Raw genomic sequence first — 22,263 nt, forward strand, 5'->3', positions numbered from 1 at the left:
ATGAGCGAACGTACGCCCATGATCGAGATGCGCAGCGTCAGCAAGCACTTCGGCAGCGTCATCGCCCTGAGCGACATCTCTATGCAAGTCTATTCCGGCGAAGTCATGTGCCTGCTGGGCGACAATGGTGCCGGCAAGTCGACACTGATCAAGACGCTTTCGGGAGTTCATCAGCCGACTCACGGCGAGATGCTGCTGGGGGGAGAACCGGCCCGGTTCAAGTCGCCGGCCTATGCTCTCGATGCCGGTATTGCCACTGTCTTTCAGGACTTGGCGATGATTCCCCTGATGTCGATCACGCGAAACTTCTTCATGGGTCGCGAACCCACGGTGGGCTGGGGACCTTTCAAGCGCATCGACTGGAAACTGGCCGATCGTATCGCCAAGCAGGAGATGGCCAAGATCGGTATCGACGTGCGTGATCCCAGCCAGCCCGTAGGAACGCTATCCGGAGGCGAGCGACAATGTGTGGCAATCGCCCGGGCGGTCTATTTCGGCGCCAAGGTGTTGATCCTCGATGAGCCCACCTCGGCACTGGGGGTCAAGCAGGCCTCGGTGGTGCTGCGCTACATTGCCAAGGCGCGGGCCGACGGCCTGGCGGTGATCTTCATCACCCACAACGTACACCATGCCTACCCCGTGGCCGATGCCTTCACCTTGCTCAAGCGTGGCGGCAGTCTCGGGACTTTCCGCAAGGAAAACATATCTCGCGAAGAGGTGCTTAACATGATGGCCGGCGGTGCAGAGCTGGAGAGCCTGGATGCCGAACTGGCCGAGTTCCAGCGCAGCGATAGCGAGAAAAATGCCGACACCGAGGAGACCGCTACCGCCTCGAAGACTCGCCTTGCGGCCGGTCAGTGAGAGGAGCACGAAAGCCATGATGAAACGTCATGATCCGACGCCCTTCACCCTGGCCGCTTGTGCCGAGATGCTGTTTTGCGGCCTGCCGATCACCGAAAGGGTCAGGCGGATCGATGCCCTGGGCTTCCAGGTGGAAATCTGGGACTGGACTCGCCATGACATCGAGGCTCTGAAGAGCACGGGAGCCACCTTCTCCTCCATGACCGGCTATGTCGAGGGAACTCTGGCGGACAAGGAGGGGGCCGAGAGGCTGGTGCAGACAGCCCGGGAATCGATCGCCGTGGCCAAGCGCCTGGGTATTCCTCGTCTCAACCTGCATGGTACCGGGCTCGATGGAAAAGGACTGCCGGTCAAGCCGGCCAGCCAGGTGTCGGGAGCGATGTGGATTCGGGCTCACGACACGCTCAATCGACTGGCTGACCTGGGGGAGGAGCATGGCGTGACCTTCGTGCTGGAGAACCTCAATACCCAGGTCGATCACCCCGGCGTGCCCTTTGCCCGTGCCGAGGACGTTCTGGAGTTGGTGGCCAGCGTCGAGCGCCCGGAGTTGAGGATGATGCTGGATCTCTATCACGCCCAGATCGGCGAGGGGAACCTGATCGAGCTGCTGCGCCGCTCCGCACCCTATATCGGCGAGATTCAGGTCGCCGATGTGCCGGGCCGCTGTGAACCGGGCAGCGGAGAGATTCACTATCCGGCCATCGCCCGGGCTCTGAACGATATGGGCTACCGGGGCACCGTCGGTCTGGAAGGGTGGGCATCGGAAGGGGATGAACTGGCCCTTCAGCGTTTCAAGGATGCTTTCACCCTTTGATCACTGATCGGAAATTGCGTCGTAGCGCCGAGACAGTGTTCCACCACGTCAGCTTCTCGGGATTAGGCGCGACTGAATCGCGACGCGGAGAGACGATATGCAAGAAGCACATACCAACAACAGACCTATGGATCTGATCTGCCTGGGCCGCGTCGCCGTCGACCTTTATGCTGAACAGATCGGCAGTCGGCTGGAAGACGTCTCCAGCTTCGCCAAGTACCTGGGCGGCAGCTCCGGCAACATGGCCTACGGCACCGCCCGCCTGGGCCTCAAGTCGGCGATGCTGTCGCGGGTCGGCAACGAGCAGATGGGCGGCTTCGTCCGCGAGGAGCTCGAGCGCGCCGGCGTCGACACCAGCGCCCTGCAGACCGACCCCCAGCGCCATACCGGCCTGGTGCTGCTGGCGCTCAAGGATCGCGACAGCTTCCCGCTGCTGTTCTATCGCCGCGACTGCGCCGACATGGCCATCGACGCCGAGGCCATCGATCCGGCCTTCATCGCCCGCGCCAAGGCGCTGGCCATCACCGGCACTCACCTGTCCACCGAGACCACCGCGCGGGCCTGCCGCAAGGCGCTGGACGCCGCCACCGAGCACGGCGTCAAGCGGGTGCTGGACATCGACTACCGCCCGGTGCTGTGGGGCCTGACCACCCCCGGCGACGGCGAGACCCGCTTTATCGCCGATGAGTCGGTCACCACCGATCTGCAGCATTGGCTTGGCGACTTCGACCTGATCGTCGGCACCGAGGAAGAGTTCCACATCGCCGGCGGTAGCACCGACACCCTGGAATCCCTGCGGGCGGTGCGCCAGGTCAGCGGTGCCACCCTGGTGTGCAAGCTCGGCGCCCTGGGCTGCGTGGTCTTCGAGGGCGAGATTCCCGACCGCATCGAGGACGGCATTCTGGTGGAAGGCGTCAAGGTCGAGGTGCTCAACGTGCTGGGCGCCGGCGACGCCTTCATGAGCGGCCTGCTCCGCGGCTGGCTGCGCGGCGAGAGCTGGGAGACCAGCGCCAGCTACGCCAATGCCTGCGGCGCCCTGGTGGTCTCGCGTCACGGTTGCGCCCCGGCCATGCCCACCGAGGAAGAGCTGTTCGACTACCTGGACCGCCGTGCCACGGTGCCGCGCCCTGACCAGGACGAGCGCCTCAACCACCTGCATCGGGTGACCACCCGGTCCCCCGCCGACTGGCCCCAGGTCTGTGGCCTGGCCTTCGACCATCGCCGCCAGCTCACCGACATGGCCCGCGACGTCAAGGCCGACCCGGCGCGCATCCCGGTGCTCAAGCAGCTGCTGGTGCGCGCCGCCGAGGAAGGCGCCCGCCGCACCGGACTCGCCAAGCCGGCCATCCTGGTCGACGACGTCTTCGGCCAGGACGCGCTGAACGACGCCACCGGCAAGGGCTGGTGGATCGGCCGCCCGGTGGAGCTGCCGAGCTCCCGGCCGCTGCACTTCCAGCATGGCGACGATCTGGGCAGTGAACTGCGCCACTGGCCGGCGGAACACATCATCAAGTGCCTGGTGTTCTATCACCCGGACGACCCGGTCTCGCTGCGGCTCGACCAGGAGGCGCGCCTGCGCCAGCTGTATCAAGCGGCCTGTGCCAATCACCTGGAACTGCTGATCGAGGTGATTCCGCCTAACCAGCAGGAGGTCGACGACCGGACCCTGGCGCGCTCGCTGCTGCGTTTCTACAACCTGGGCATCCGCCCTGACTGGTGGAAGCTGCCGGCCATGTCCGACACCGCCTGGGACGCGGTCTGTCAGGCGATCGAGGAGCAGGATCCGCACTGCCGCGGCGTGGTGCTGTTGGGACTGGACGCGCCCATGGACGACATGAAGCGGGGCTTCGCGGCCGCCGCCCGCCATCCTCAGTGCAAGGGCTTCACCGTGGGCCGCACCCTGTTCGCCGGGCCCAGTCGTGAGTGGCTGGCCGGCGCGATAGACGATGCCCAACTGATCGACAAGGTCGCCGCCAACTACGCCGAACTGATCGAGGAATGGCAGCGGCTGCGCGCCGCCCAGCCCACTGCAGAGGATGTCCTGTCATGAGCATCATTCGACTCACCATGGCCCAGGCGCTGGTCAGATACCTGGCGGCACAGCGCATCGAGGATCAGGGACAGGAGCTCCCGCTTTTCGAAGGCGTCTTCGCGATCTTCGGCCACGGCAATGTGTCCGGCCTGGGTGAGGCGCTCTACCATGCTCGCGAGGCATTGCCGACGTTCCGCGCGCACAACGAGCAGACCATGGCGCATGCCGCCATCGCGTTTGCCAAGGCACATGGCCGTCGCCGGTTGATGGCCGCGACCAGCTCTATCGGCCCAGGGGCGACCAACATGGTCACTGCCGCTGGCTTGGCGCACGCCAACCGACTTCCGGTTCTGCTGCTGCCCGGCGATACCTTCGCGACCCGTGACCCCGATCCTGTGCTGCAGCAGGTAGAGCATTTCGGGGATCCGACCATTACGGTCAATGACAGCTTCCGCCCGGTATCACGTTATTTCGATCGCATTACCCGGCCCGAGCAGCTGCTGACCAGCCTGCCCCAGGCCATCGCCACCTTGCTCGACCCGGAGCATTGCGGGCCGGCGACCCTCGCGTTGCCCCAGGATGTCCAGACCTTCGCCTACGATTTCCCGGAAAGCTTCTTCGCACCTCGAGTGCATCGCATTCGTCGTCCCCAGCCCGACCCTCGAGAGCTGGAAGAGGCCCTTACTGCCCTGGCTCGTGCCGATCGCCCGCTGATCATCGCCGGTGGTGGGGTGCATTACGCCGGGGCTTGTGAACGGCTCGCCGAGTTCGCTCGGACTCATGGGGTACCGGTGGCCGAGACCCAGGCTGGCAAGGGTGCTTTGCCCGATGCTCATCCCTTGGCGATGGGGGCCATCGGCGTTACCGGTAGCGAGGCGGCCAACCGCCTGGCCGAGCAGGCGGACCTGATTCTCGCCATCGGCACCCGGTTGCAAGATTTCACCACCGGATCGCGGGCGCTCTTCGAACGCGATGACCTGGCGCTGGTGGCGCTGAACGTGGGGCGTTTCGATAGCCACAAGCACCATGCCCTGCCGGTGGTTGGGGATGCCAGGGATGGCCTGGCCGCGCTGTCGACAGGCCTGGACGGCTGGCGCGCCGACGATGCCTGGCGGGAAAAGGCCGGGGGCCTGAAGCACGACTGGGCCCAAGTGGTGGCAAGGGTCACCGCCGACGAGGGGCGCGAGCTGCCCACCGATGCCCAGGTCATCGGGGCCGTGAATCGTCAGTCCGGTGAGGATGGCACCGTGGTCTGTGCTGCCGGAGGCCTGCCAGGCGAGCTGCACAAGCTTTGGCAGTGTGCCGGGCCTGGAAGCTACCACGTGGAATACGGGTACTCCTGCATGGGCTACGAGATCGCAGGCGGGTTAGGCGTGAAGATGGCCCAGCCCGAACGCGAGGTTTTCGTGATGGTGGGCGATGGCTCCTATCTGATGCACAACTCGGAGCTCGCTACCTCGGTGATGCTGGGCCACAAGCTCGTCGTGGTGGTGCTCGACAATCGAGGGTTCGGGTGTATCAACCGCCTTCAGCAGGCCACCGGCGGTGCCGGCTTCAATAATCTGCTCGACGACTGTCGCACGGTCCCCGAGGGGGCTCCCAAGACCGACTTCGCCGCCCATGCTCGTTCTCTGGGGTGCCAGGCCGAGCGCGTGCGCGGCATCGCCGAGCTGGAGCAGGCGCTGGTGCGGGCGCGCCAGGCGGAGAGCACCTACGTCATTACCCTGGATACCGACCCGCTGCCCAGCACCGCCGAAGGGGGCGCCTGGTGGGAGGTGGCCGTACCGGAGGTGTCCTCTCGCGAACAAGTACATAAGGCCTACCAGGGTTATCGGGAAGCCAAGCGGGATCAGCATCGCTGAACGGCCAGCCTCGTTGCCGACTCTCTTCATTTTTCGAACCATCCAGGCGGTCCGTGGGGCCGCCTGACAGGAGCAAGCCCATGTCCACCGTACGCCTGGGAATCAACCCCCTGACCTGGACCAACGACGACCTGCCGAGCCTGGGCGGCGACACCCCGCTCGAGGTATGTCTCTCGGAGGGTCGTGAGGCCGGCTTCACCGGCTTCGAGCTGGGCCACAAGTTTCCGCGCACCCCGGATGCCCTGTCCCGGGTGCTGGGCGAGCACGACCTGTCGCTGGTCTCCGGCTGGTATTCCAGCCAGCTGCTGGAGCGCAGCCCGGAAGAAGAGATCGAGGCGGTCAAGGATCACCTCGAACTGCTCAAGCAGTGCGGAGCCACGGCGATGGTGTTCTGCGAGGTCTCCCGCTGCGTCCACGGCGACCAGGGCACCCCGCTGTCCCGCCGGCCGCACCTCAGCGACGCCGACTGGCAGCGCCTCACCGAGGGGCTGAACGTGGTCGGCGATTACCTGAAGGAGCAGGGCGTGCACCTGGCCTATCACCATCATCTGGGCACGGTGGTCGAGAGCCAGGCCGACGTCGAGCGGCTGATGGACAACACCCGCGACTCGGTGGGGCTGCTGCTCGACTTCGGCCACCTGGTGGGCGCCGGCGGCGACCCGCTGGCTATCGCCCAGCGCTATGCCTCGCGCATCAAGCACGTGCACTGCAAGGACATGCGCCTCCCGGTGCGCGAGGCGGTGCGCAATCGCGACAAGAGCTTCCTGGACGGGGTGCTTGACGGCATGTTCACCGTGCCCGGTGACGGCGACATCGACTTCCTGCCCGCCCTCGAGCATCTCCGTGAGAACGGCTACCGGGGCTGGCTGGTGGTGGAGGCCGAGCAGGACCCGCAGATCGCCAACCCGCTGACCTATGCCCGCCTGGGCTACAACAACCTGCGTTCCCTGGCCGAAGGGGCCGGCTTCATCATCGAGAAATAAGCACGAGAAGGTAACGTCATGAACCAGATCCAGCACTATCTCAACGGCCGCCACGTCGACGGGCGCAGCGAACGCTTCGCCCCGGTCTACAATCCCGCCACCGGCGAGCAGAGTGCCCAGGTCGCCCTGGCCTCCGCCGACGAGACCCGCGAGGCGATCGCTTCCTCCGAGGCGGCCTTCGCCACCTGGTCGAAGCTGTCGCCGCTCAAGCGCTCGCGCATCCTGTTCACGTTCAAGGCGCTGGTCGAGGAACACGCCGATGAGCTGGCCGCCATGATCTCCCGCGAGCACGGCAAGGTGTTCTCCGACGCCAAGGGCGAGGTGACCCGCGGCCTGGAGGTGGTCGAGTTCGCCTGCGGCATCCCGCACCTGCAGAAGGGCGAGCACTCGATGAACGTCGGCACCGGCGTCGACAGCTACTCGATGATGCAGCCGCTGGGCGTATGCGCCGGGATCTCGCCGTTCAACTTCCCGGCCATGGTGCCGATGTGGATGTTCCCCATCGCCCTGGCCTGCGGCAACACCTTCATCATGAAGCCGTCCGAGAAGGACCCGTCCACGCCGATGCGCCTGGCCGAGCTGCTCAGCGAGGCCGGACTGCCCGACGGCGTGTTCAACGTGGTCAACGGCGACAAGGAAGCGGTCGACGTGCTGCTCACCGACGAGCGCGTCCAGGCGGTGAGCTTCGTCGGCTCCACGCCGATCGCCGAGTACATCTATGCCACCGCCTCGGCGCATGGCAAGCGCGTCCAGGCGCTGGGCGGGGCCAAGAACCACATGGTGGTGATGCCCGATGCCGACCTCGACCAGGCGGTGAGCGCGCTGATGGGCGCGGCCTACGGCTCCGCCGGCGAGCGCTGCATGGCGATCTCGGTGGCCGTGCCGGTGGGCGAGGAGACCGCCGAGCGACTGCGTGCCAAGCTCGTCGAGCAGCTCGAGCAGCTGCGCGTCGGCCCGGGCATCGTCGAAGGGCCCGACAACGACATGGGCCCGCTGGTCACCCGCGAGCACCTGGAGAAGGTCAAGGGCTATATCCAGGCCGGGGTGGACGAGGGCGCCGAGCTGGTGGTCGACGGCCGCGAGGCGGTGATCGACGGTGCCGGCGACGGCTACTTCGTCGGCGGCACCCTGTTCGATCGCGTCACCCCGGGCATGCGCATCCATTCCGAGGAGATCTTCGGGCCGGTGCTGGCCATCGCCCGGGCGGCGAGTTTCGACGACGCCGTGGCGATGATCAATGACCACGAGTACGGTAACGGGACCGCCATCTTCACCCGTGACGGCGATGCCGCGCGCCAGTACTGCGAGCAGATCCAGGTCGGCATGGTCGGCGTCAACGTGCCGATCCCGGTGCCCATGGCCTTTCACAGCTTCGGCGGCTGGAAGCGCTCGCTGTTCGGCCCGCTGCACATGCATGGCCCCGATGGCGTGCGCTTCTATACCCGCATGAAGACCATCACCCAGCGCTGGCCGAGCGGCATCCGCGAAGAGACCAACCACTTCACCATGCCGACCCTGTGAGTCACGTCAATTTATTACCCAAGGCGGCATCGGGCCGAGAGGTCTGGCGTTGCCATCTCATCCGAGGATGACGGGATGACAGATCTAACGTTCGGTCTGATCGGCACCGGTTTCATGGGCAAGGCCCATGCCATCGCCCTCAAGGCGGCGCCCACCGTATTTTCCCTGCCGGCTTTGCCGGTTTGTGAACTGCTTGCCGAGGTCGATGACGAATATGCAGCCTGCAAGGCGCGGGAACTGGGCTTTGATCGTTCCACCGGGGACTGGAAGTCCCTGGTCACTGATCCGCACGTGGACGTGGTCGATATCTGCGCGCCCAATTTCCTGCACAAGGAAATGGCCTTGGCCGCTATTGCGGCGGGTAAGCATGTCTACACCGAGAAACCGTTGGCGCTTTGCGCTGCCGATGCTCAGATGATGGTAGAAGCGGCCGAGGCGGCCGGTGTGAAGACGCTCGTCGGCTTCAACTACATCCGTAATTCGGCCACACAGCTGGCCCGCGAGATCATCGCCAGCGGTGAACTCGGCGAGCTGATTCACTTTCGAGGCCGTCACAACGAGGACTATCTGGCCGACCCGGCCAAGCCCCTCGATTGGCACTCGCGCCGTGGCACCGCCGGGGCGGGGGCACTGGGCGATGTGGGTTCGCACATCCTCAATATGGCGGAATATCTCACCGGGCAACGCATCCAGGAGGTCGTCGGTCAGTTGCAGACGGTGATTCCGACGCGTCCGTTGGCGGACGGCAGCGGCGGTCTTGGCGAGGTGGAGAACGACGACCAGGCTCAGGCGCTATTGCGCTTCGACGGCGGCTTGATTGGCAATGTCGAGACCTCGCGGGTAGCGACTGGACGCAAGATGGGCCTGGCTTACACCGTCACCGGTACCAAGGGAAGCATCGTCTTCGACCAGGAGCGCATGAGCGAGCTGCAGCTCTACAAGTGCGAGGGGCCCGAGGGTCGCCAGGGATTTCGCACGCTGTTGATGGGCCCTGAGCATCCGGATTATGCGGCCTTCAGCCCTGCTCCCGGTCATGGTCTTGGATACAACGACCAGAAGATCATCGAGATTCGGGATCTGATCGAGGGCATCGTTTCCGGCAGGCCCCTCTATCCGGATTTCCGTGAAGCCTGGCGGGTCAACCGAATGATTGACGCCATCGAAGCCTCTCATGCACAGGGGCGCTGGGTCCCGGTCTAGCGCCTTGTGGCCCGCTGTCCTCTCGCATGACATGGGCGTTGTCATAGTGGTGCATGCCAAAGGATGTCTCGCTCGACTACGCGGGCGTCGTAACCGGAATGCCGCGCTCCCTGGAGGCGTTCCACGCTTTTCGAGAAGGCGTGGACTCAGGACGAAGGCGCTGTCGGCGGCGGCGCCTCGCGGGAGGGCGAGATGACCGATTACATGCCGTGGCGCGACGACGAACCCCTGGCGCAGGAATCCGTGTCGCTGGAGGCGGCGCCCCCTCCCGACTGGCCGGCTCCCGGCTCGCCGGATATCGTCATCGCGCGGGCGGTGACGCCGCGCCCCATCGCCGAGGTGGCGGCACGGCTCGGCATCGAGGCCTCGCAGCTGCTGCCTTTCGGCCACGACAAGGCCAAGCTGCCCCACGCCTTTACCGATGGCCTGGCCGAGCGCTCTCGGGGCAAGCTGGTGCTGGTGACGGCCATCACCCCGACGCCTGCCGGCGAGGGCAAGACCACCACCACCGTAGGGCTCGGCGACGGCCTGACCCGGCTCGGTCATCGTGCCGCCATCTGCCTGCGCGAGCCCTCGCTGGGGCCCTGTTTCGGCATGAAGGGCGGCGCCGCCGGCGGCGGCCGCTCGCAGGTGATTCCCATGGAGGACATCAACCTGCACTTCACCGGCGACTTCCATGCCATCACCAGCGCCCACAACCTGCTGGCCGCGTTGATCGACAATCATCTCCACTGGGGCAACGAGCTGAACCTCGACCCCGAGCGTATCACCTGGAAGCGGGCGATGGACATGAACGACCGGGCGCTGCGCCACCTGACCGTCGGCCAGGGTGGGCAGGGCGTGCCGCGCAGCGACGGCTTCGACATTACCGCGGCGTCCGAGATCATGGCGATCCTGTGTCTGGCCCGGGACCTTGCCGACCTGCAGCGACGCCTCGGCGAGATCGTGGTGGCGCGCACCCGTGATGGGGCGCCGGTGCTCGCGCGAGACCTCAAGGCCGACGGCGCCATGGCGGCGCTGCTCAAGCAGGCCCTGGCCCCCAACCTGGTGCAGACCCTCGAGCATACGCCGGCCTTCGTCCACGGCGGCCCCTTTGCCAATATCGCCCATGGCTGCAACTCGGTGATGGCGACCCGCTCGGCGCTGGCCCTGGCCGATGTGGTGGTCACCGAGGCCGGCTTCGGCGCCGACCTGGGCGCCGAGAAGTTCTTCAACATCAAGTGTCGCCAGGCCGGCCTGGCGCCCAGTGCCGTGGTGGTGGTGGCCACCCTGCGTGCCCTCAAGATGCACGGCGGCGTGGCCCGCGAGGCGCTGGGCAAGCCCGACCCCGAGGCGGTGCGCCGCGGCGCCGCCAACCTTGCTCGTCACGTCGAGAACCTGCGCGGCTTCGGCGTACCGCTGATGGTGGCGGTCAACCAGTTCGATCAGGATTCGGCCGAGGAGCATGCCGTGCTGCGCGAGGCCTGCGACGCCCTGGGCGTGGAGATGGCGGTGAGCAGCCACTGGCGGGACGGCTCGGCCGGCAGCGAGGCGCTGGCCGAGCGAGTGGCGGCCTTGCTCGACGCGCCGGCGCCCGAGCCGACGCTGACCTACGCCGACGATGCCGGGCTGGTGGACAAGGTGCGAGCCATTGCCACTCGCCTCTATGGCGCCTCGGACATTAGCCTGAAAGACCGGGCCCGACGTCAGCTGGAGGAGTACGAGGCGCTGGGGTACGGCCACCTGCCGGTATGCATCGCCAAGACGCAGTACAGCTTTGCCGCCGATCCCGAGATGAACGGTCTGGCCACCGGGCACGTGCTGCCGATCCGCGAGGCTGAGCTGGCCGCCGGGGCCGGCTTCGTGGTGGTGCTGTGCGGGGCCATCATGCGCATGCCCGGCATGCCGCGCCGTCCGGCCAGCGCCGGCATGCGGCTGGACGAGGCCGGCGAGATAGAGGGGCTTTCCTGACGCCAACTGTCGCTCAATAGAATTAGATCGCCTGATACACTGTGCATGAGAGAACCGATCCGCTGCTTGGCCGCGCCGCACGATTCCGTGGGCAGAAAGGGTGAGCTGCTGTGCGGTTCGCACTCAAGAATGTCCTGGCCCGGCCGACATCCGGAGTTCAGGCACAGACGCTTCGAGGCGGCAGCGATGACGGGCAGCGGCAGGGAACCACCAGGCAACCAGGACGAACGGCCGCCGGCGTCGGCGGTGCGCTATTTGCCTGCGGTACTGTCGCGGCTCGCCGTCGAGCACGCCCCGGTGGGGCTGGTACTGGTGGATGGCCAGGGCCTGATCCGCTGGGCCAGTGCGGGATTTCGGCGCTTGCTCGACCGGCATGATGAGGCCCTGGAAGGGCACTCGATCGAGGAGTGGTTCGACTGTCCCGGCTTTCTGGCCTTCCAGCGTGATGTCCTGGCGTCACTTGAAGGGGGATGGCAACAGGTGCGTCTCGCGAGTCAGGGGGCTGCGAGTCAGGGGGCAGACCGGGAGCCGGGGCGGTTGGTGCTGGTGTCCGTATCAGCGGTCGAGCCCGAAACGGGGGATGCCCTGCGTCTGTTGAGCGTTATCGACCCCCTGGAGGCCCCTGAGGTCGCGGCGGCGCCGGAGACGGCCCCATACCTGGCCAGCGTCTGGCGATTCGAGGATCGCCTGCGCCATGCCCTGGAGCGTGCCGACCGATTGCAGGGGCAGGTCGGCCTGCTGATGTTGCGCCTGGCACGTCCAGCGGCCCCGGACGCTGCGGATGACGACGAGCTGGGCGGGCGCGTCGGGCGGCGCCTGGCTCACACGCTGCGACGCGAGGACAGCCTCGCCAAGCTGGCGCCCGGCTGCTGGGGGGTGCTGATCGAGCCGCCGCTGTCGCCCGAAGGACTGCAGACCGCGGCGCTGCGCTGCCTCGAAGCGATGGAAGCCCCGGTGCTGGTCGACGAGCGGGCGCTCCTGCCTAGCCTATCCATCGGCATCGCGATCCATCCCGAGGACGGCGAAACGCCGGAACAGCTGTTGGCCAGCGCCGAATCGGCCTTGAGGCGTGCCGGCCCGTCGCGATATGCCTTCTTCGACGATGGCCTGCGACGGCGCCTTGCCGCGTCGCTGAATTTTCGCCAGCAGCTTCAGGCGGCGCTGCTGGAGCCCGAGGCGCATTTCCAGCTGCTCTTCCAGCCCCAGCTCGAGCTGCGCAGTGGCCGCTGCGTGGGCCTGGAGGCCCTGGTGCGTTGGCGCCATCCGCGCGACGGCCTGCTGACGCCCGAGCACTTCCTGCCGACGGTGGCCGAGCTTGGCCAGCAGGTACGCCTGGACCGCTGGGTCATCACCGAGGCGATCGCCCAGCGGACCGCCTGGCGGGCTGCCGGCTCGCGACTGGCCGAGCTCGGTGTGGCGGTCAATGCCCATGTCGACCTGCTCGACCAGGCGGTGTTCGACCGGCGCCCGCTGGATGTCTTCCTTCGACAGCAGGGCCTCGAGCCAGGATGGCTGTGCCTCGAACTGGCCCAGCAGGGGCTGATCGATCGCGCCGGGCCCCAGGCGCACCTGCTGCGCCGGCTGCAACGGCTGGGCGTCGGGCTCGCGGTCAACGATATCGGCACGGGGCCCCTGGACTTGCTCAACCTGACGAGCCTGCCGGTGTCCCGGGTCAAGCTGAGCCCGGTGCTGCTGGATTCCTTCGATGCTCTCGAAGCGGGAAACGCCCTCGAGGCGCTGCTGCGCTGCCTCGAGGTGCTGTGCCTGGAGAGCGTGCTGGTCGGTGTCGAGACGGCGCCTCAGTTGGAGGCGGCGCGTCGGCTGGGGGTGACCCTGGCTCAGGGGCGCCTGTTGGGAGCGCCGCAATCGGCAGAAGCGCTGGAAGCCTGGTGGGCGGCCCGCGCCGTCTCTGGTTGATCAGGCTCGGGGCTTGCTTGGGGAGCCCTGGTCAGGCGCGGGCGTCGAGGCGCCGTGGCTGGAGGCCGGTACGGCCGTCGGCGGCGTAGACGTCGGGATCGGCGAGGCGGTGAATGTAGTCGAGCATCTGCTGGTTGTGGCGCATGCGTAGCTCGAGCAGGCGCCCGTTGCGCTCGTTGAGACGCGCAATGTGCCGGGCCTTGTCCAGCATGGCATGCCACCTCTCGTGACAGCCCGCATCCTCGGCCGCCCGGCGCGCGCCCTCGACGCCTTCGGAATAGCCCAGCTGGCGCTGGACCCGAGCGCGTAGCGTCTCGGTGTCTTCCAGCGCCTGCTGGAGGCCGGCCTTGTCGGCGGCCAGTTCGTTGAGTCGCCGGCCATCGATGTCGCCGGCGACCAGCAGTGCCTGCTCATCCTCGAGCAGGCCGCTCAGGTCGTTCAGGCGGCTGACCTGGTCGTCGAGCAGGCGTTGCAGGCTCACTCGGTGTCGCCTCCATCGGCCAACAGGTCCTGGACGCTGGCGATCAGGCCGTCGGCAATGCGTTCCGGATTGATCTCCAGGTGTCCCTCGCGAATGGCCTCGCGCAGCTCGGCAACCCGCGCGGTATCGATATCGCGGCTGGCGTCGGTGCCGGCCTGGCGAAGGTGCGTCATGGTCGCCGATTCCGGCGCGTCCTGGCCCGCCGTCGGCGCTTCCTGGGACTTGCGGGCCGGGTCGCGTGGCTCGACCTGTCCGGGGCGCAGGGGGTGATGATTGTCGACTTTCACGGTGAATAGCCTCGTGAGCGGTGCGTTACCCGAGCTATCGGCGGATGGAGGCATAACTTTAATCCCCCGGCGGGGCCGACTTCCAGCCTGACGTCCTAGCCGTCCACGGCGAGCCGGCGTGGGCCAATGACCCTCGCCTCGAGGATGCGGCGATCGTCCAGGCGTACCCGGATGCGTTCGCCGCGCCCGCCCGGCGAAAGGGCTTCGGCCTGGCGCGTGACGCGAAAGCCCTGCCCGCCGGCCACCAGGGTGACCCGGTCGCCGCGGTGCACCAGCCGCGGGGCCTGCAGCTGATGGGCCTGGATCACTCGCCCCGCGGCCAGCGGTCGCCGGGTCACCTGGCCGATGATCTGCTCCGCTTCGCGCAGTGCCTGTCGGGGCAGGCGATTGAGCTCGCCGCGGCGTTCCACAAGGTCATCGCGGGTGAGCCGCTCGCCGGCGGCGATCTGCCGTGCGGTTTCCAGGTAGCGGCCGATCACGGCCACCTCGGCCTGCAGGTAGCGCGTCCGGCGTCCTTCCTCCCCGCAATGCACTCCTACCGAGAGTCGACCGAGCGGAGGCCGCGAGGCGTCTGGCAGGAAGGGCGCCGGCTGCCGGCAGGTCGGAAACTGGGCGGCGGGGGGGTAGAGCGTCACCTGCACCTCGTCGCCCAGCGGTGCGGCCTCGGTTTCCAGAAAGGCACGCACTCGCTCGAGCATGGCCGTATCGGCGGCCTGGCCTTGGGGCACGACCAGTATCAGCAGCAAGGCAAGCAGCAGCGATCGGGACATGGGCTCGCTCGGCGGTTTGGGTTCCTCGCTGCAGTCTAGCGCCCGCGCCCGATGGGAAGGCGGTGAAATGGCCGACCTATCGTCGGCTGTTCGGTCCTTTGGGATGACACCACCCTGGCTATTCTCCAACGTCGACGAATTTCCTTTTCCGGAGCGCACCGGATGATCGACCAGCTCGAAGCCGCCTTCAACTTCCAGCAGCAGGCCCTGAGCCTGCGGCACGAACGCCAGAAGGTCCTGGCCAGCAACATCGCCAACGCCGATACCCCCGGCTACAAGGCCCGCGACATGGATTTTGCCGGTGAGCTCGCCAAGGCGGTCCGCCACGGCCAGGGCGCATCGGGAGGGCTGCACCTGTCCCGCACCGATGCCGGCCATCTGGCCGGCCAGGCTCCGACCGCGCCGGACCGGGAGCTGCTTTACCGGGTACCGGAACAGCCGAGCCTCGACGGCAATACCGTCGACATGGATCGCGAACGCGTTGCCTTCGCGGACAATTCGGTGCGCTACCAGGCGTCGCTGAATTTCCTCACCAGTCGTATCCAGGGCCTCAAGAAGGCCATGCAACCCGAATAAGCCAGGAGCGGATCCATGTCGATGTTTTCCGTGTTCGATATCTCCGGCTCGGCGATGAGCGCCCAGTCGCAACGCATGAACGTCACCGCCAGCAACCTGGCCAACGCCGATAGCGTGGCCGGCCCCGACGGCGAGGCCTATCGCGCCAAGCAGGTGATGTTCGAGAGCCGTGCCGCCTCCCGCGACGGTATCGGCGGCGTCGGGGTTCGCGAGGTGGTCGAGGACCCGTCGGCGCTTCGCAAGGAGTACCGCCCCGAGCATCCGCTGGCCGACGAGCAGGGTTACGTGAACATGCCCAACGTCGATCCCGTGGCGGAGATGGCCAACATGATCTCCGCTTCCCGTTCCTATCAGGCCAACGTCGAGGTCATGAACACCAACAAGCAGTTGATGCTCAAGACCCTGACCCTGGGCGAGGGCTGATCCCATGGCGACGACCATCGATTCCGGCGTGCTGAACGCGCTCAATAGCGGCGCCAAGGGCGCTTCCGGCGCCGCGCTGAGCGCCGGCCAGTCGGACGAGCTGCGCAACAACTTCATGACGATGCTGGTGACGCAGCTGCAGAACCAGGATCCGCTGAGCCCGATGAAGAACGAGGAGATGACCTCGCAGCTGGCCCAGATCAATACCGTCAGCGGTATCGAGGAGCTCAACGAGTCCCTGTCGGCGATCACGGACCAGATCGATGCCGGCCAGACGCTCCAGGCCACCAGCCTGATCGGCCAGGGGGTGCTGGTGCCCGGCAATCGCGTGCTGCTCGACAAGAGCGATGAGGGCGATGTGACCACTACCCCGCTGGGCATCGAGCTCTCGGCCCCGGCCGATGACGTCACCGTAACGGTCACCAACGGCACCGGTGAGGTCATCAACCGCTATGAATTGGGTGCCCAGGATGCCGGCGTGCAGTCCTTCAACTGGGATGGCCAGACCAGCGGCGGCGAGACCGCGGCCGATGGCGCCTACCAGTTCCGCGTCGAGGCGACCCGAGACGACAAGCCGGTGACGGTCGACGCCCTCAACTATGCCGTGGTCAACCGTGTCACGCCGCCCACCGAGGGCGGTGAGGTGCAGCTCGACCTCGGCGTCGTCTATGGCCAGGTGGGGCTCGCCGATATCAAGCAGATTCTGTGATGCGCCGGGGCCGGTTCGATGGGCGGGTCGGCTCACCACATTTCATGATGCGATAACGCAGGGATAACGACATGGGTTTCTCACAAGCGCTCAGCGGCCTGAATGCCGCCTCCTCCAGCCTCGACGTGCTGGGCAACAACATCGCCAACTCCCAGACCGTGGGCTACAAGGGCTCCAGCGTCCAGTTCGCCGACGTCTTCGCCGGCAGCACCGGCCTGGGTACCAAGGTCGCCAACGTCCTGCAGGACTTCGGCGACGGCAACATCGAGAACACCGGGCGCAACCTCGACCTGGCGATCAGCGGCGAGGGCTTCTATCGCTTCCAGCAGGAAGGCGAGGTGGTCTACTCGCGTAACGGCCAGCTGAGCATGACCGCCGACGGCTTTCTGGAGAATGCCCAGGGCGCGCGGATCATGGGCTATGGGCTGAGCGATGCCAACGATCCCTTCTCTCAGGTGGTGACCGGTGGCCAGCCGGTGCCTCTGAACGTGCCGTCCGCGGACATGCCGGCCCTGGCGACCGGCACCAGCACCGGTGACAACCCGGGCGTCCAGGCGGTCTATAACCTCGATGCGAGCATCGACGAGACGGATGCCAGTAAGCTGAACACGGCCCAGGTCTTCACGGATGCGACGCAGGGCACCTCGGCAGAAGTGAGCTATCACTACTCCAACTCCTATACCGTCTACGACTCCCTGGGCACTGCGCATAACGTCACCGCCTATTTTACCAAGACCGGGGCGAATACCTGGGACGTCACGACGGCCATCAATGGCGTGGCCGGTAGCGTCGATGCCGCTGGTGCGGTCCAAGCGCAGGGAACCCTGACCTTCAATGCCGATGGCACCCTGGCTGACGACACCCCGATCAACCTGGCCTATGCCAACGCCAACGATGGCTCTGCCCAGATCGCGACAGGGGCGGACAACCTGAACTTCGATTTCGACCTGGCGGGTACCACCCAGTTTTCCAACGACTCCACCAATACATCCCTGACCCAGGATGGCTATACCTCGGGTGCCCTGGTGGGCATCACCATCGAAGACGATGGCACCGTGATGCGCAACTACACCAACGAGCAGTCGATGGCGGCGGGGCAGATCGTGCTGGCCAACTTCCGCAATCCGGAAGGGCTCGAGGCGGTGGGCGATAACGCCTGGAAGGCGACCGGTGTTTCCGGACAGGAGCTGGTGGGCGAGGCAGGCACTGGCATGCTGGGGTCTATCAACTCCGGTGCCATCGAGACTTCCAACGTGGATCTGGCCAAGCAGCTGGTGGACATGATCGTCACCCAGCGCGCCTACCAGGCCAATTCCCAGACCATCTCGACCCAGGACGAGGTCCTGCAGGCCGCCATCAACCTGAGCCGCTAAGCCCGGGAGCTGACGCATGGATCGCATTCTCTATACCGCCATGAGCGGCGCGCGGCAGAGCATGGAGCAGCAGGCGGTGGTCAGCCACAACCTGGCCAACGCCTCCACCAGCGGCTTCCGCGCCCAGCTGCAGGCCATGCGCGCGGTGCCGGTGCAGGGCGACGGGCGCCTGGACACCCGGGCCTCGGTCGCCGCCACCACGCCCGGCGCCGACTTCTCGCCGGGCCCCATGAATCGCACCGGTCGAACCCTGGACGTGGCGATGCAGGGCGATGCCTGGCTCGCCGTCCAGGCCCCCGACGGCAGCGAGGCCTATACCCGTCGCGGCGATCTCCAGGTCGACGGGGACGGCCTGCTGCGCAGCGCCGGTCGTCCGGTGATCGGCGAAGGCGGCCCCATCCAGGTGCCGCTGGGCGCCGAGCTGTCGATGGGCAGCGACGGCACGCTCAGCGCCATCGCGCCTGGGCAGAATGCCGATGGCCTGGTCACGGTGGGTCGCCTCAAGCTGGTCACGCCTGGCGAAGGGGGGCTCACGCGCGGCGAGGATGGCCTGTTCCGTGGCCCCGTCAATCAGGATGGCGTTCCCGGCGCACTGCCCGCCGATGAGGACGCGACGCTCGTCAGCGGGGCCCTGGAGGGCAGCAACGTCAACCCGGTGGACGCCATGGTGTCGATGATCGACGTGGCGCGTCGCTACGAGATGCAGACCAAGGTCATGAGCACCGTCGACGAGAATGCGCAGCGGGCCGATCGCCTGCTGTCCATGAACTGAGCCGTCGCCAACACGAGGAATTTCCGATGATCAAGTCACTATGGACGGCCAAGACCGGGCTGGAATCCCAGCAGACGCAGCTGGACGTCATTTCCAACAACCTGGCCAACGTCAACACCAACGGCTTCAAGCAGTCCCGGGCGGTGTTCGAGGATCTGCTGTACCAGAACCTGCGCCAGCCCGGCGCCCAGAACAATGCCCAGGACCGGCTGCCGTCGGGCATGCAGGTCGGCACCGGGGTGCGCCCGGTGGCCACCGAGCGGCTGCATACCCAGGGCGGGCTCGAGGAGACCGGCAACAGCCGCGATCTGGCGATCGAGGGCAAGGGCTTCTTCCAGGTGCTGATGCCGGACGGCACCACCTCCTATACCCGCGACGGCAGCTTCCAGCTCGACGCCAACGGCCAGATGGTCACCGCCAACGGCTATCCGATGGAGCCGGCAATCATCATCCCGCGCAACGCCCTCTCGGTGCATATCGGCGAGGACGGCATCGTGTCGGTGAAGGTGCCGGGCGACAGCGAACAGCAGGAGGTCGGGCAGATTACCCTCTCGAGCTTCGTCAACCCCGCTGGCCTTGAGAGCCTGGGCGGCAACCTGTATGCCGAGACGACGTCCTCCGGGCCGCGCAATGAGGACATCCCGGGCATGAACGGTACCGGAACGGTGCTGCAGAACTACGTCGAGACCTCCAACGTCAACGTGGTCAAGGAAATGGTCAGCATGATCCAGACCCAGCGCGCCTACGAGATCAACAGCAAGGCCGTGAAGACCAGCGACGAGATGCTGGCGCGCCTGGCCCAGCTGTGAACACGATGATGGACCGGAGAGTGATGGCATGAGTGGGGCGAGCCTGGCCAGGACATGGCGCTGGCTGCTGGTGGGCGCACTGGTGGTGCTGGGAGGCTGCGCGCAGATTCCCCATGCCTCGGTGGTCGGCGAGCAGGAGAGGATCGACATTCCCGAGCGGCCGATGGCCCGTGCCAACGGCGCCATCTACCAGCCCCGCAGCGGCTATCAGCCGCTGTTCGAGGACCGCCGTCCGCGCATGCGGGGCGACATCCTGACCATCGTGCTGGACGAGCAGGTCAGCGCCAGCAAGAACTCCCAGTCCAATGCCGATCGCAACGGCTCCTCCAGCCTGGAGCTCGCCCAGTTGCCGGATGCCCTCGACACCCTGGCCGAGTATGGGTTCGACGTCTCCGGCCAGAGCGACTTCGAGGGCGGAGGCGGCTCGCAGGCCAACAACTCCTTTACCGGCACCATCACGGTGACCGTGGTGGACGTAATGGGCAACGGCAATCTGCGGGTGCGCGGCGAGAAGCAGATCGCCATCAACCAGGGCACCGAGTTCATCCGCTTCGGCGGGGTCGTCAATCCGCGAGACATCACCGGCGAGAACACCGTGCCTTCCACCTCGGTGGCCGATGCGCGCATCGAGTACGTCGGCGACGGCTATATCAACGAGGCGCAGCACATGGGCTGGCTGCAGCGGTTCTTCCTCAACGTTTCGCCCTTCTGAGGTGAGTGGCATGATGACCGGCACCCGACGCGCGCGCGGCGCATTTTCCTGGCTGGCCCGTGGGCTGGCGCTGTTCCTGTTGGCCCTGGTCGCCTTGCCGGCCCAGGCCGAACGGCTGCGTGACATGGCCAGCTTCGCCGGCGTGCGCGACAACGCCCTGGTCGGCTATGGCCTGGTGGTCGGGCTCGACGGCACCGGCGACCGCACCACCCAGGCGCCCTTCACCGGCCAGAGCCTGACCAACATGCTGTCCCAGCTGGGCATCACCGTGCCGCCCGGCACCAACATGCAGCTGCGCAACGTGGCGGCGGTGATGGTCACCGCCGAGATGCCGCCCTTCGCCCGGCCGGGCCAGAACCTCGACGTGGTGGTGTCCTCGGTGGGCAACGCCGACAGCCTGCGCGGCGGCACCCTGCTGATGACCCCGCTCAAGGGGGCCGACGGCGCGACCTATGCGCTGGCCCAGGGCAACCTGCTGGTGGCCGGTGCCAGCGCGTCGGGCGGCGGTTCCAGCGTGCAGGTCAACCAGCAGAGCGGCGGGCGGATCGCCAATGGCGCCACCGTCGAGCGCGGCGTGCCCCTCGACCTGGGCGCCAAAGGTGGGCTGCTCGAGCTGCAGCTGCAGACCGACGATTTCGGCACCGCCCAGCGCGCCGTCAGCGCCATCAACCAGGAGTTTGGTCGCGTGGTGGCCTCGGCGCGCAACGCCCGGGTCATCACCCTCGACGGCCCCCGTGACGCCAACGCCCGAGTCAATTTCATGGCGCGCATCGAAAACGTCCAGGTCACGCCCACCGAGGAGCCCGCCAAGGTGGTGCTCAACTCGCGCACCGGTTCCATCGTGCTCAATGGCCAGGTGACCCTGCATCGGGCGGCGGTGGCACAGGGCAACCTGTCGATCGTCATCGACAGCAGTTTCGGCGTCAGCCAGCCCAATCCCTTCACCGACGGCGACACCGTGGTGGTGCAGGACACCCAGGTCAGCATCCAGCAGCAGCCGGGCACCCTCAAGGTCGTCGAAGGCGCCGACCTGCTCGAAGTGGTGGATGCGCTCAATTCGCTGGGCGCCACCCCGAATGACCTGATGTCGATCCTCGAGGCCCTCAAGGAAGCGGGCTCGCTGCGCGCCGAGCTGGAGATCATCTGATGAGCCTGGACACTCCTGGAGGCATGAGCGGCCAGTTCGCCCTGGATATCCAGAGCCTCGAGCGCCTCAAGCACACCGCTAGCAGAGCGCCTGGCCAGGGGCTCGAGGGCGCGGCCAAGCAGTTCGAGGCGCTGTTCGTGCAGATGATGATGAAGAGCATGCGCGATGCCGTGCCCTCATCGGGGCTGCTCGACAGCCGCCAGGGCGACTTTTATCAGGAGCTGCTCGACAAGCAGTGGTCGCAGACCGTCGCCGAACGCGGCGTGGGGCTGGCCGATCAGCTGGTCTCGCAGCTCCAGGGATCGCTTGGCGAGCGCCAGCCCTCGGGCGGCGGTCAGGATATCGAGGCGCTGATCGCCGGTATCCCGCGCGGCACGCCGCGTCCGCTGACGGATGCCCTGCGCCCGGATGCCGGCGCGGAGGCACCGGACGAGGCTGCCGCCGAGGCCGGCTTCCTGGACGCGCTCCAGACAGTGGCCGCCGATGCAGCGTCGGAGACGGTCGCGCCCGTCGACGTATCGCGCCCGGATCATGTCCAGGCCTTCGTGTCGCGGCTCTCCGCCCCGGCCCATGAGGCCAGCCGGGCCTCCGGCGTGCCGGCCGAACTGATCCTCGCCCAGGCGGCGCTGGAGACCGGCTGGGGGCGTCGCGAGATCGCCACGGCCGACGGCGGCAACAGCCATAACCTGTTCGGCATCAAGGCCGGCAGCCGCTGGCAGGGCGAGACCACCGAGATCCTGACCCACGAGGTCATCGACGGCCGGCGCCAGGCGGTGCGCGACCGCTTCCGCGTCTACGGCTCCTTCGAGGAGGCCTTCACCGACTACGCCCGGCTGATCGGCGACAACCCGCGCTATGCCGGCGTCACGGCGGCGGCGACGCCCGATCAGGCGGCGCGTGCCTTGCAGCGCGGCGGCTACGCCACCGACCCGGCCTACGCCGACAAGCTGATCGCGGTGATGGATACCCTGGGGCCGCTGGCCGGGGGCGACATGCTGGCTCGGGCCACTACGCCCTGAGCGAGGGATTCGTCGGGGCGATGGCCTCAAGTTCGGCCCGGCGTG

General features: G+C 67.0%; 21 protein-coding genes. 18 read left to right on the top strand and 3 right to left on the bottom strand.

Going from position 1 to position 22,263, the window contains the following annotated elements; translation table 11 throughout:
* The 9 genes from FHR96_RS05920 (at position 1) to FHR96_RS05960 (ending at position 13,140) form a co-directional block, all read left to right on the top strand.
* Positions 1–861: an ATP-binding cassette domain-containing protein gene (locus FHR96_RS05920; RefSeq protein WP_183386739.1), complete on the top strand. Its 861-nt coding sequence runs from the start codon at positions 1–3 to the stop codon at positions 859–861.
* Between the two features lie 16 nt (positions 862–877).
* Positions 878–1,675, top strand: a complete 798-nt coding sequence (locus FHR96_RS05925; protein WP_183386740.1) for a TIM barrel protein — start codon at positions 878–880, stop codon at positions 1,673–1,675.
* Positions 1,676–1,772: 97 nt separating this feature from the next.
* Positions 1,773–3,725: a bifunctional 5-dehydro-2-deoxygluconokinase/5-dehydro-2-deoxyphosphogluconate aldolase gene (locus FHR96_RS05930; RefSeq protein ID WP_183386741.1), complete on the top strand. Its 1,953-nt coding sequence runs from the start codon at positions 1,773–1,775 to the stop codon at positions 3,723–3,725.
* The gene (gene iolD / locus FHR96_RS05935) at positions 3,722–5,569 is read left to right on the top strand and encodes a 3D-(3,5/4)-trihydroxycyclohexane-1,2-dione acylhydrolase (decyclizing) (RefSeq protein WP_183386742.1); all 1,848 of its coding nucleotides are present in this window, start codon (positions 3,722–3,724) and stop codon (positions 5,567–5,569) included. The genes FHR96_RS05930 and iolD overlap by 4 nt, the downstream gene beginning before the upstream one ends.
* Before the next feature lie 80 nt (positions 5,570–5,649).
* Positions 5,650–6,552 (top strand): myo-inosose-2 dehydratase, encoded by a 903-nt coding sequence (gene iolE, locus FHR96_RS05940; RefSeq protein ID WP_183386743.1) that lies wholly within the window; start codon positions 5,650–5,652, stop codon positions 6,550–6,552.
* An 18-nt stretch (positions 6,553–6,570) separates the two neighbouring features.
* Positions 6,571–8,073 (top strand): CoA-acylating methylmalonate-semialdehyde dehydrogenase, encoded by a 1,503-nt coding sequence (locus FHR96_RS05945; protein WP_183386744.1) that lies wholly within the window; start codon positions 6,571–6,573, stop codon positions 8,071–8,073.
* A gap of 75 nt (positions 8,074–8,148) precedes the next feature.
* Complete coding sequence (locus FHR96_RS05950; RefSeq protein ID WP_183386745.1) at positions 8,149–9,273, top strand: Gfo/Idh/MocA family protein; 1,125 nt, start codon at positions 8,149–8,151, stop codon at positions 9,271–9,273.
* Positions 9,274–9,465: 192 nt separating this feature from the next.
* Complete coding sequence (locus tag FHR96_RS05955; RefSeq protein ID WP_221195721.1) at positions 9,466–11,223, top strand: formate--tetrahydrofolate ligase; 1,758 nt, start codon at positions 9,466–9,468, stop codon at positions 11,221–11,223.
* Positions 11,224–11,409: 186 nt separating this feature from the next.
* Positions 11,410–13,140: an EAL domain-containing protein gene (locus FHR96_RS05960; RefSeq protein WP_183386746.1), complete on the top strand. Its 1,731-nt coding sequence runs from the start codon at positions 11,410–11,412 to the stop codon at positions 13,138–13,140.
* A 31-nt stretch (positions 13,141–13,171) separates the two neighbouring features.
* Here FHR96_RS05960 and FHR96_RS05965 read toward each other — a convergent pair whose 3' ends face one another.
* From FHR96_RS05965 to flgA, 3 genes are all read right to left on the bottom strand, one after another.
* Positions 13,172–13,621: a flagellar export chaperone FlgN gene (locus tag FHR96_RS05965; RefSeq protein WP_183386747.1), complete on the bottom strand. Its 450-nt coding sequence runs from the start codon at positions 13,619–13,621 to the stop codon at positions 13,172–13,174.
* The gene (gene flgM, locus FHR96_RS05970) at positions 13,618–13,908 is read right to left on the bottom strand and encodes a flagellar biosynthesis anti-sigma factor FlgM (protein WP_343066340.1); all 291 of its coding nucleotides are present in this window, start codon (positions 13,906–13,908) and stop codon (positions 13,618–13,620) included. The genes FHR96_RS05965 and flgM overlap by 4 nt, the downstream gene beginning before the upstream one ends.
* Before the next feature lie 95 nt (positions 13,909–14,003).
* Positions 14,004–14,678: a flagellar basal body P-ring formation chaperone FlgA gene (gene flgA / locus FHR96_RS05975; RefSeq protein WP_183386749.1), complete on the bottom strand. Its 675-nt coding sequence runs from the start codon at positions 14,676–14,678 to the stop codon at positions 14,004–14,006.
* A gap of 162 nt (positions 14,679–14,840) precedes the next feature.
* Between flgA and flgB the strand changes: the two genes are divergently transcribed.
* From flgB to flgJ, 9 genes are all read left to right on the top strand, one after another.
* Positions 14,841–15,254, top strand: coding sequence for a flagellar basal body rod protein FlgB (flgB, locus tag FHR96_RS05980; RefSeq protein WP_183386750.1), 414 nt, complete (start codon positions 14,841–14,843; stop codon positions 15,252–15,254).
* A 15-nt stretch (positions 15,255–15,269) separates the two neighbouring features.
* Positions 15,270–15,677 (top strand): flagellar basal body rod protein FlgC, encoded by a 408-nt coding sequence (gene flgC, locus FHR96_RS05985; RefSeq protein ID WP_183386751.1) that lies wholly within the window; start codon positions 15,270–15,272, stop codon positions 15,675–15,677.
* A gap of 4 nt (positions 15,678–15,681) precedes the next feature.
* Positions 15,682–16,386: a flagellar hook assembly protein FlgD gene (gene flgD / locus FHR96_RS05990; protein WP_183386752.1), complete on the top strand. Its 705-nt coding sequence runs from the start codon at positions 15,682–15,684 to the stop codon at positions 16,384–16,386.
* Positions 16,387–16,457: 71 nt separating this feature from the next.
* Positions 16,458–17,759 carry a flagellar hook protein FlgE gene (flgE, locus tag FHR96_RS05995; protein ID WP_183386753.1) on the top strand — a complete coding sequence of 434 codons (1,302 nt, stop codon included), beginning with the start codon at positions 16,458–16,460 and terminating at the stop codon, positions 17,757–17,759.
* A gap of 16 nt (positions 17,760–17,775) precedes the next feature.
* A complete protein-coding gene (locus FHR96_RS06000; protein WP_183386754.1) occupies positions 17,776–18,531 on the top strand; it encodes a flagellar basal body rod protein FlgF in 756 nt (251 codons plus the stop codon).
* A 26-nt stretch (positions 18,532–18,557) separates the two neighbouring features.
* Complete coding sequence (gene flgG, locus FHR96_RS06005; protein ID WP_183386755.1) at positions 18,558–19,340, top strand: flagellar basal-body rod protein FlgG; 783 nt, start codon at positions 18,558–18,560, stop codon at positions 19,338–19,340.
* 28 nt (positions 19,341–19,368) lie between these two features.
* Positions 19,369–20,052, top strand: a complete 684-nt coding sequence (locus tag FHR96_RS06010) for a flagellar basal body L-ring protein FlgH (RefSeq protein ID WP_183386756.1) — start codon at positions 19,369–19,371, stop codon at positions 20,050–20,052.
* Positions 20,053–20,062: 10 nt separating this feature from the next.
* Positions 20,063–21,199: a flagellar basal body P-ring protein FlgI gene (locus FHR96_RS06015; RefSeq protein ID WP_281378375.1), complete on the top strand. Its 1,137-nt coding sequence runs from the start codon at positions 20,063–20,065 to the stop codon at positions 21,197–21,199.
* Positions 21,199–22,218, top strand: coding sequence for a flagellar assembly peptidoglycan hydrolase FlgJ (gene flgJ / locus FHR96_RS06020; protein WP_183386757.1), 1,020 nt, complete (start codon positions 21,199–21,201; stop codon positions 22,216–22,218). Before FHR96_RS06015 ends, flgJ begins: the two co-directional genes overlap by 1 nt.
* Positions 22,219–22,263 lie beyond the last annotated feature (45 nt).

The organism is Halomonas organivorans (assembly GCF_014192055.1).
GTDB lineage: Bacteria > Pseudomonadota > Gammaproteobacteria > Pseudomonadales > Halomonadaceae > Halomonas > Halomonas organivorans.

What these genes read in the sequence shown, in the direction of transcription:
- FHR96_RS05920 (WP_183386739.1), top strand. Translation starts at nt 1, where the DNA reads ATGAGCGAACGTACGCCCATGATCGAGATGCGCAGCGTCAGCAAGCAC.
- FHR96_RS05925 (WP_183386740.1), top strand. Translation starts at nt 878, where the DNA reads ATGATGAAACGTCATGATCCGACGCCCTTCACCCTGGCCGCTTGTGCC.
- FHR96_RS05930 (WP_183386741.1), top strand. Translation starts at nt 1,773, where the DNA reads ATGCAAGAAGCACATACCAACAACAGACCTATGGATCTGATCTGCCTG.
- iolD (WP_183386742.1), top strand. Translation starts at nt 3,722, where the DNA reads ATGAGCATCATTCGACTCACCATGGCCCAGGCGCTGGTCAGATACCTG.
- iolE (WP_183386743.1), top strand. Translation starts at nt 5,650, where the DNA reads ATGTCCACCGTACGCCTGGGAATCAACCCCCTGACCTGGACCAACGAC.
- FHR96_RS05945 (WP_183386744.1), top strand. Translation starts at nt 6,571, where the DNA reads ATGAACCAGATCCAGCACTATCTCAACGGCCGCCACGTCGACGGGCGC.
- FHR96_RS05950 (WP_183386745.1), top strand. Translation starts at nt 8,149, where the DNA reads ATGACAGATCTAACGTTCGGTCTGATCGGCACCGGTTTCATGGGCAAG.
- FHR96_RS05955 (WP_221195721.1), top strand. Translation starts at nt 9,466, where the DNA reads ATGACCGATTACATGCCGTGGCGCGACGACGAACCCCTGGCGCAGGAA.
- FHR96_RS05960 (WP_183386746.1), top strand. Translation starts at nt 11,410, where the DNA reads ATGACGGGCAGCGGCAGGGAACCACCAGGCAACCAGGACGAACGGCCG.
- flgA (WP_183386749.1), bottom strand. Translation starts at nt 14,678, where the DNA reads ATGTCCCGATCGCTGCTGCTTGCCTTGCTGCTGATACTGGTCGTGCCC.
- flgB (WP_183386750.1), top strand. Translation starts at nt 14,841, where the DNA reads ATGATCGACCAGCTCGAAGCCGCCTTCAACTTCCAGCAGCAGGCCCTG.
- flgC (WP_183386751.1), top strand. Translation starts at nt 15,270, where the DNA reads ATGTCGATGTTTTCCGTGTTCGATATCTCCGGCTCGGCGATGAGCGCC.
- flgD (WP_183386752.1), top strand. Translation starts at nt 15,682, where the DNA reads ATGGCGACGACCATCGATTCCGGCGTGCTGAACGCGCTCAATAGCGGC.
- flgE (WP_183386753.1), top strand. Translation starts at nt 16,458, where the DNA reads ATGGGTTTCTCACAAGCGCTCAGCGGCCTGAATGCCGCCTCCTCCAGC.
- FHR96_RS06000 (WP_183386754.1), top strand. Translation starts at nt 17,776, where the DNA reads ATGGATCGCATTCTCTATACCGCCATGAGCGGCGCGCGGCAGAGCATG.
- flgG (WP_183386755.1), top strand. Translation starts at nt 18,558, where the DNA reads ATGATCAAGTCACTATGGACGGCCAAGACCGGGCTGGAATCCCAGCAG.
- FHR96_RS06010 (WP_183386756.1), top strand. Translation starts at nt 19,369, where the DNA reads ATGAGTGGGGCGAGCCTGGCCAGGACATGGCGCTGGCTGCTGGTGGGC.
- FHR96_RS06015 (WP_281378375.1), top strand. Translation starts at nt 20,063, where the DNA reads ATGATGACCGGCACCCGACGCGCGCGCGGCGCATTTTCCTGGCTGGCC.
- flgJ (WP_183386757.1), top strand. Translation starts at nt 21,199, where the DNA reads ATGAGCCTGGACACTCCTGGAGGCATGAGCGGCCAGTTCGCCCTGGAT.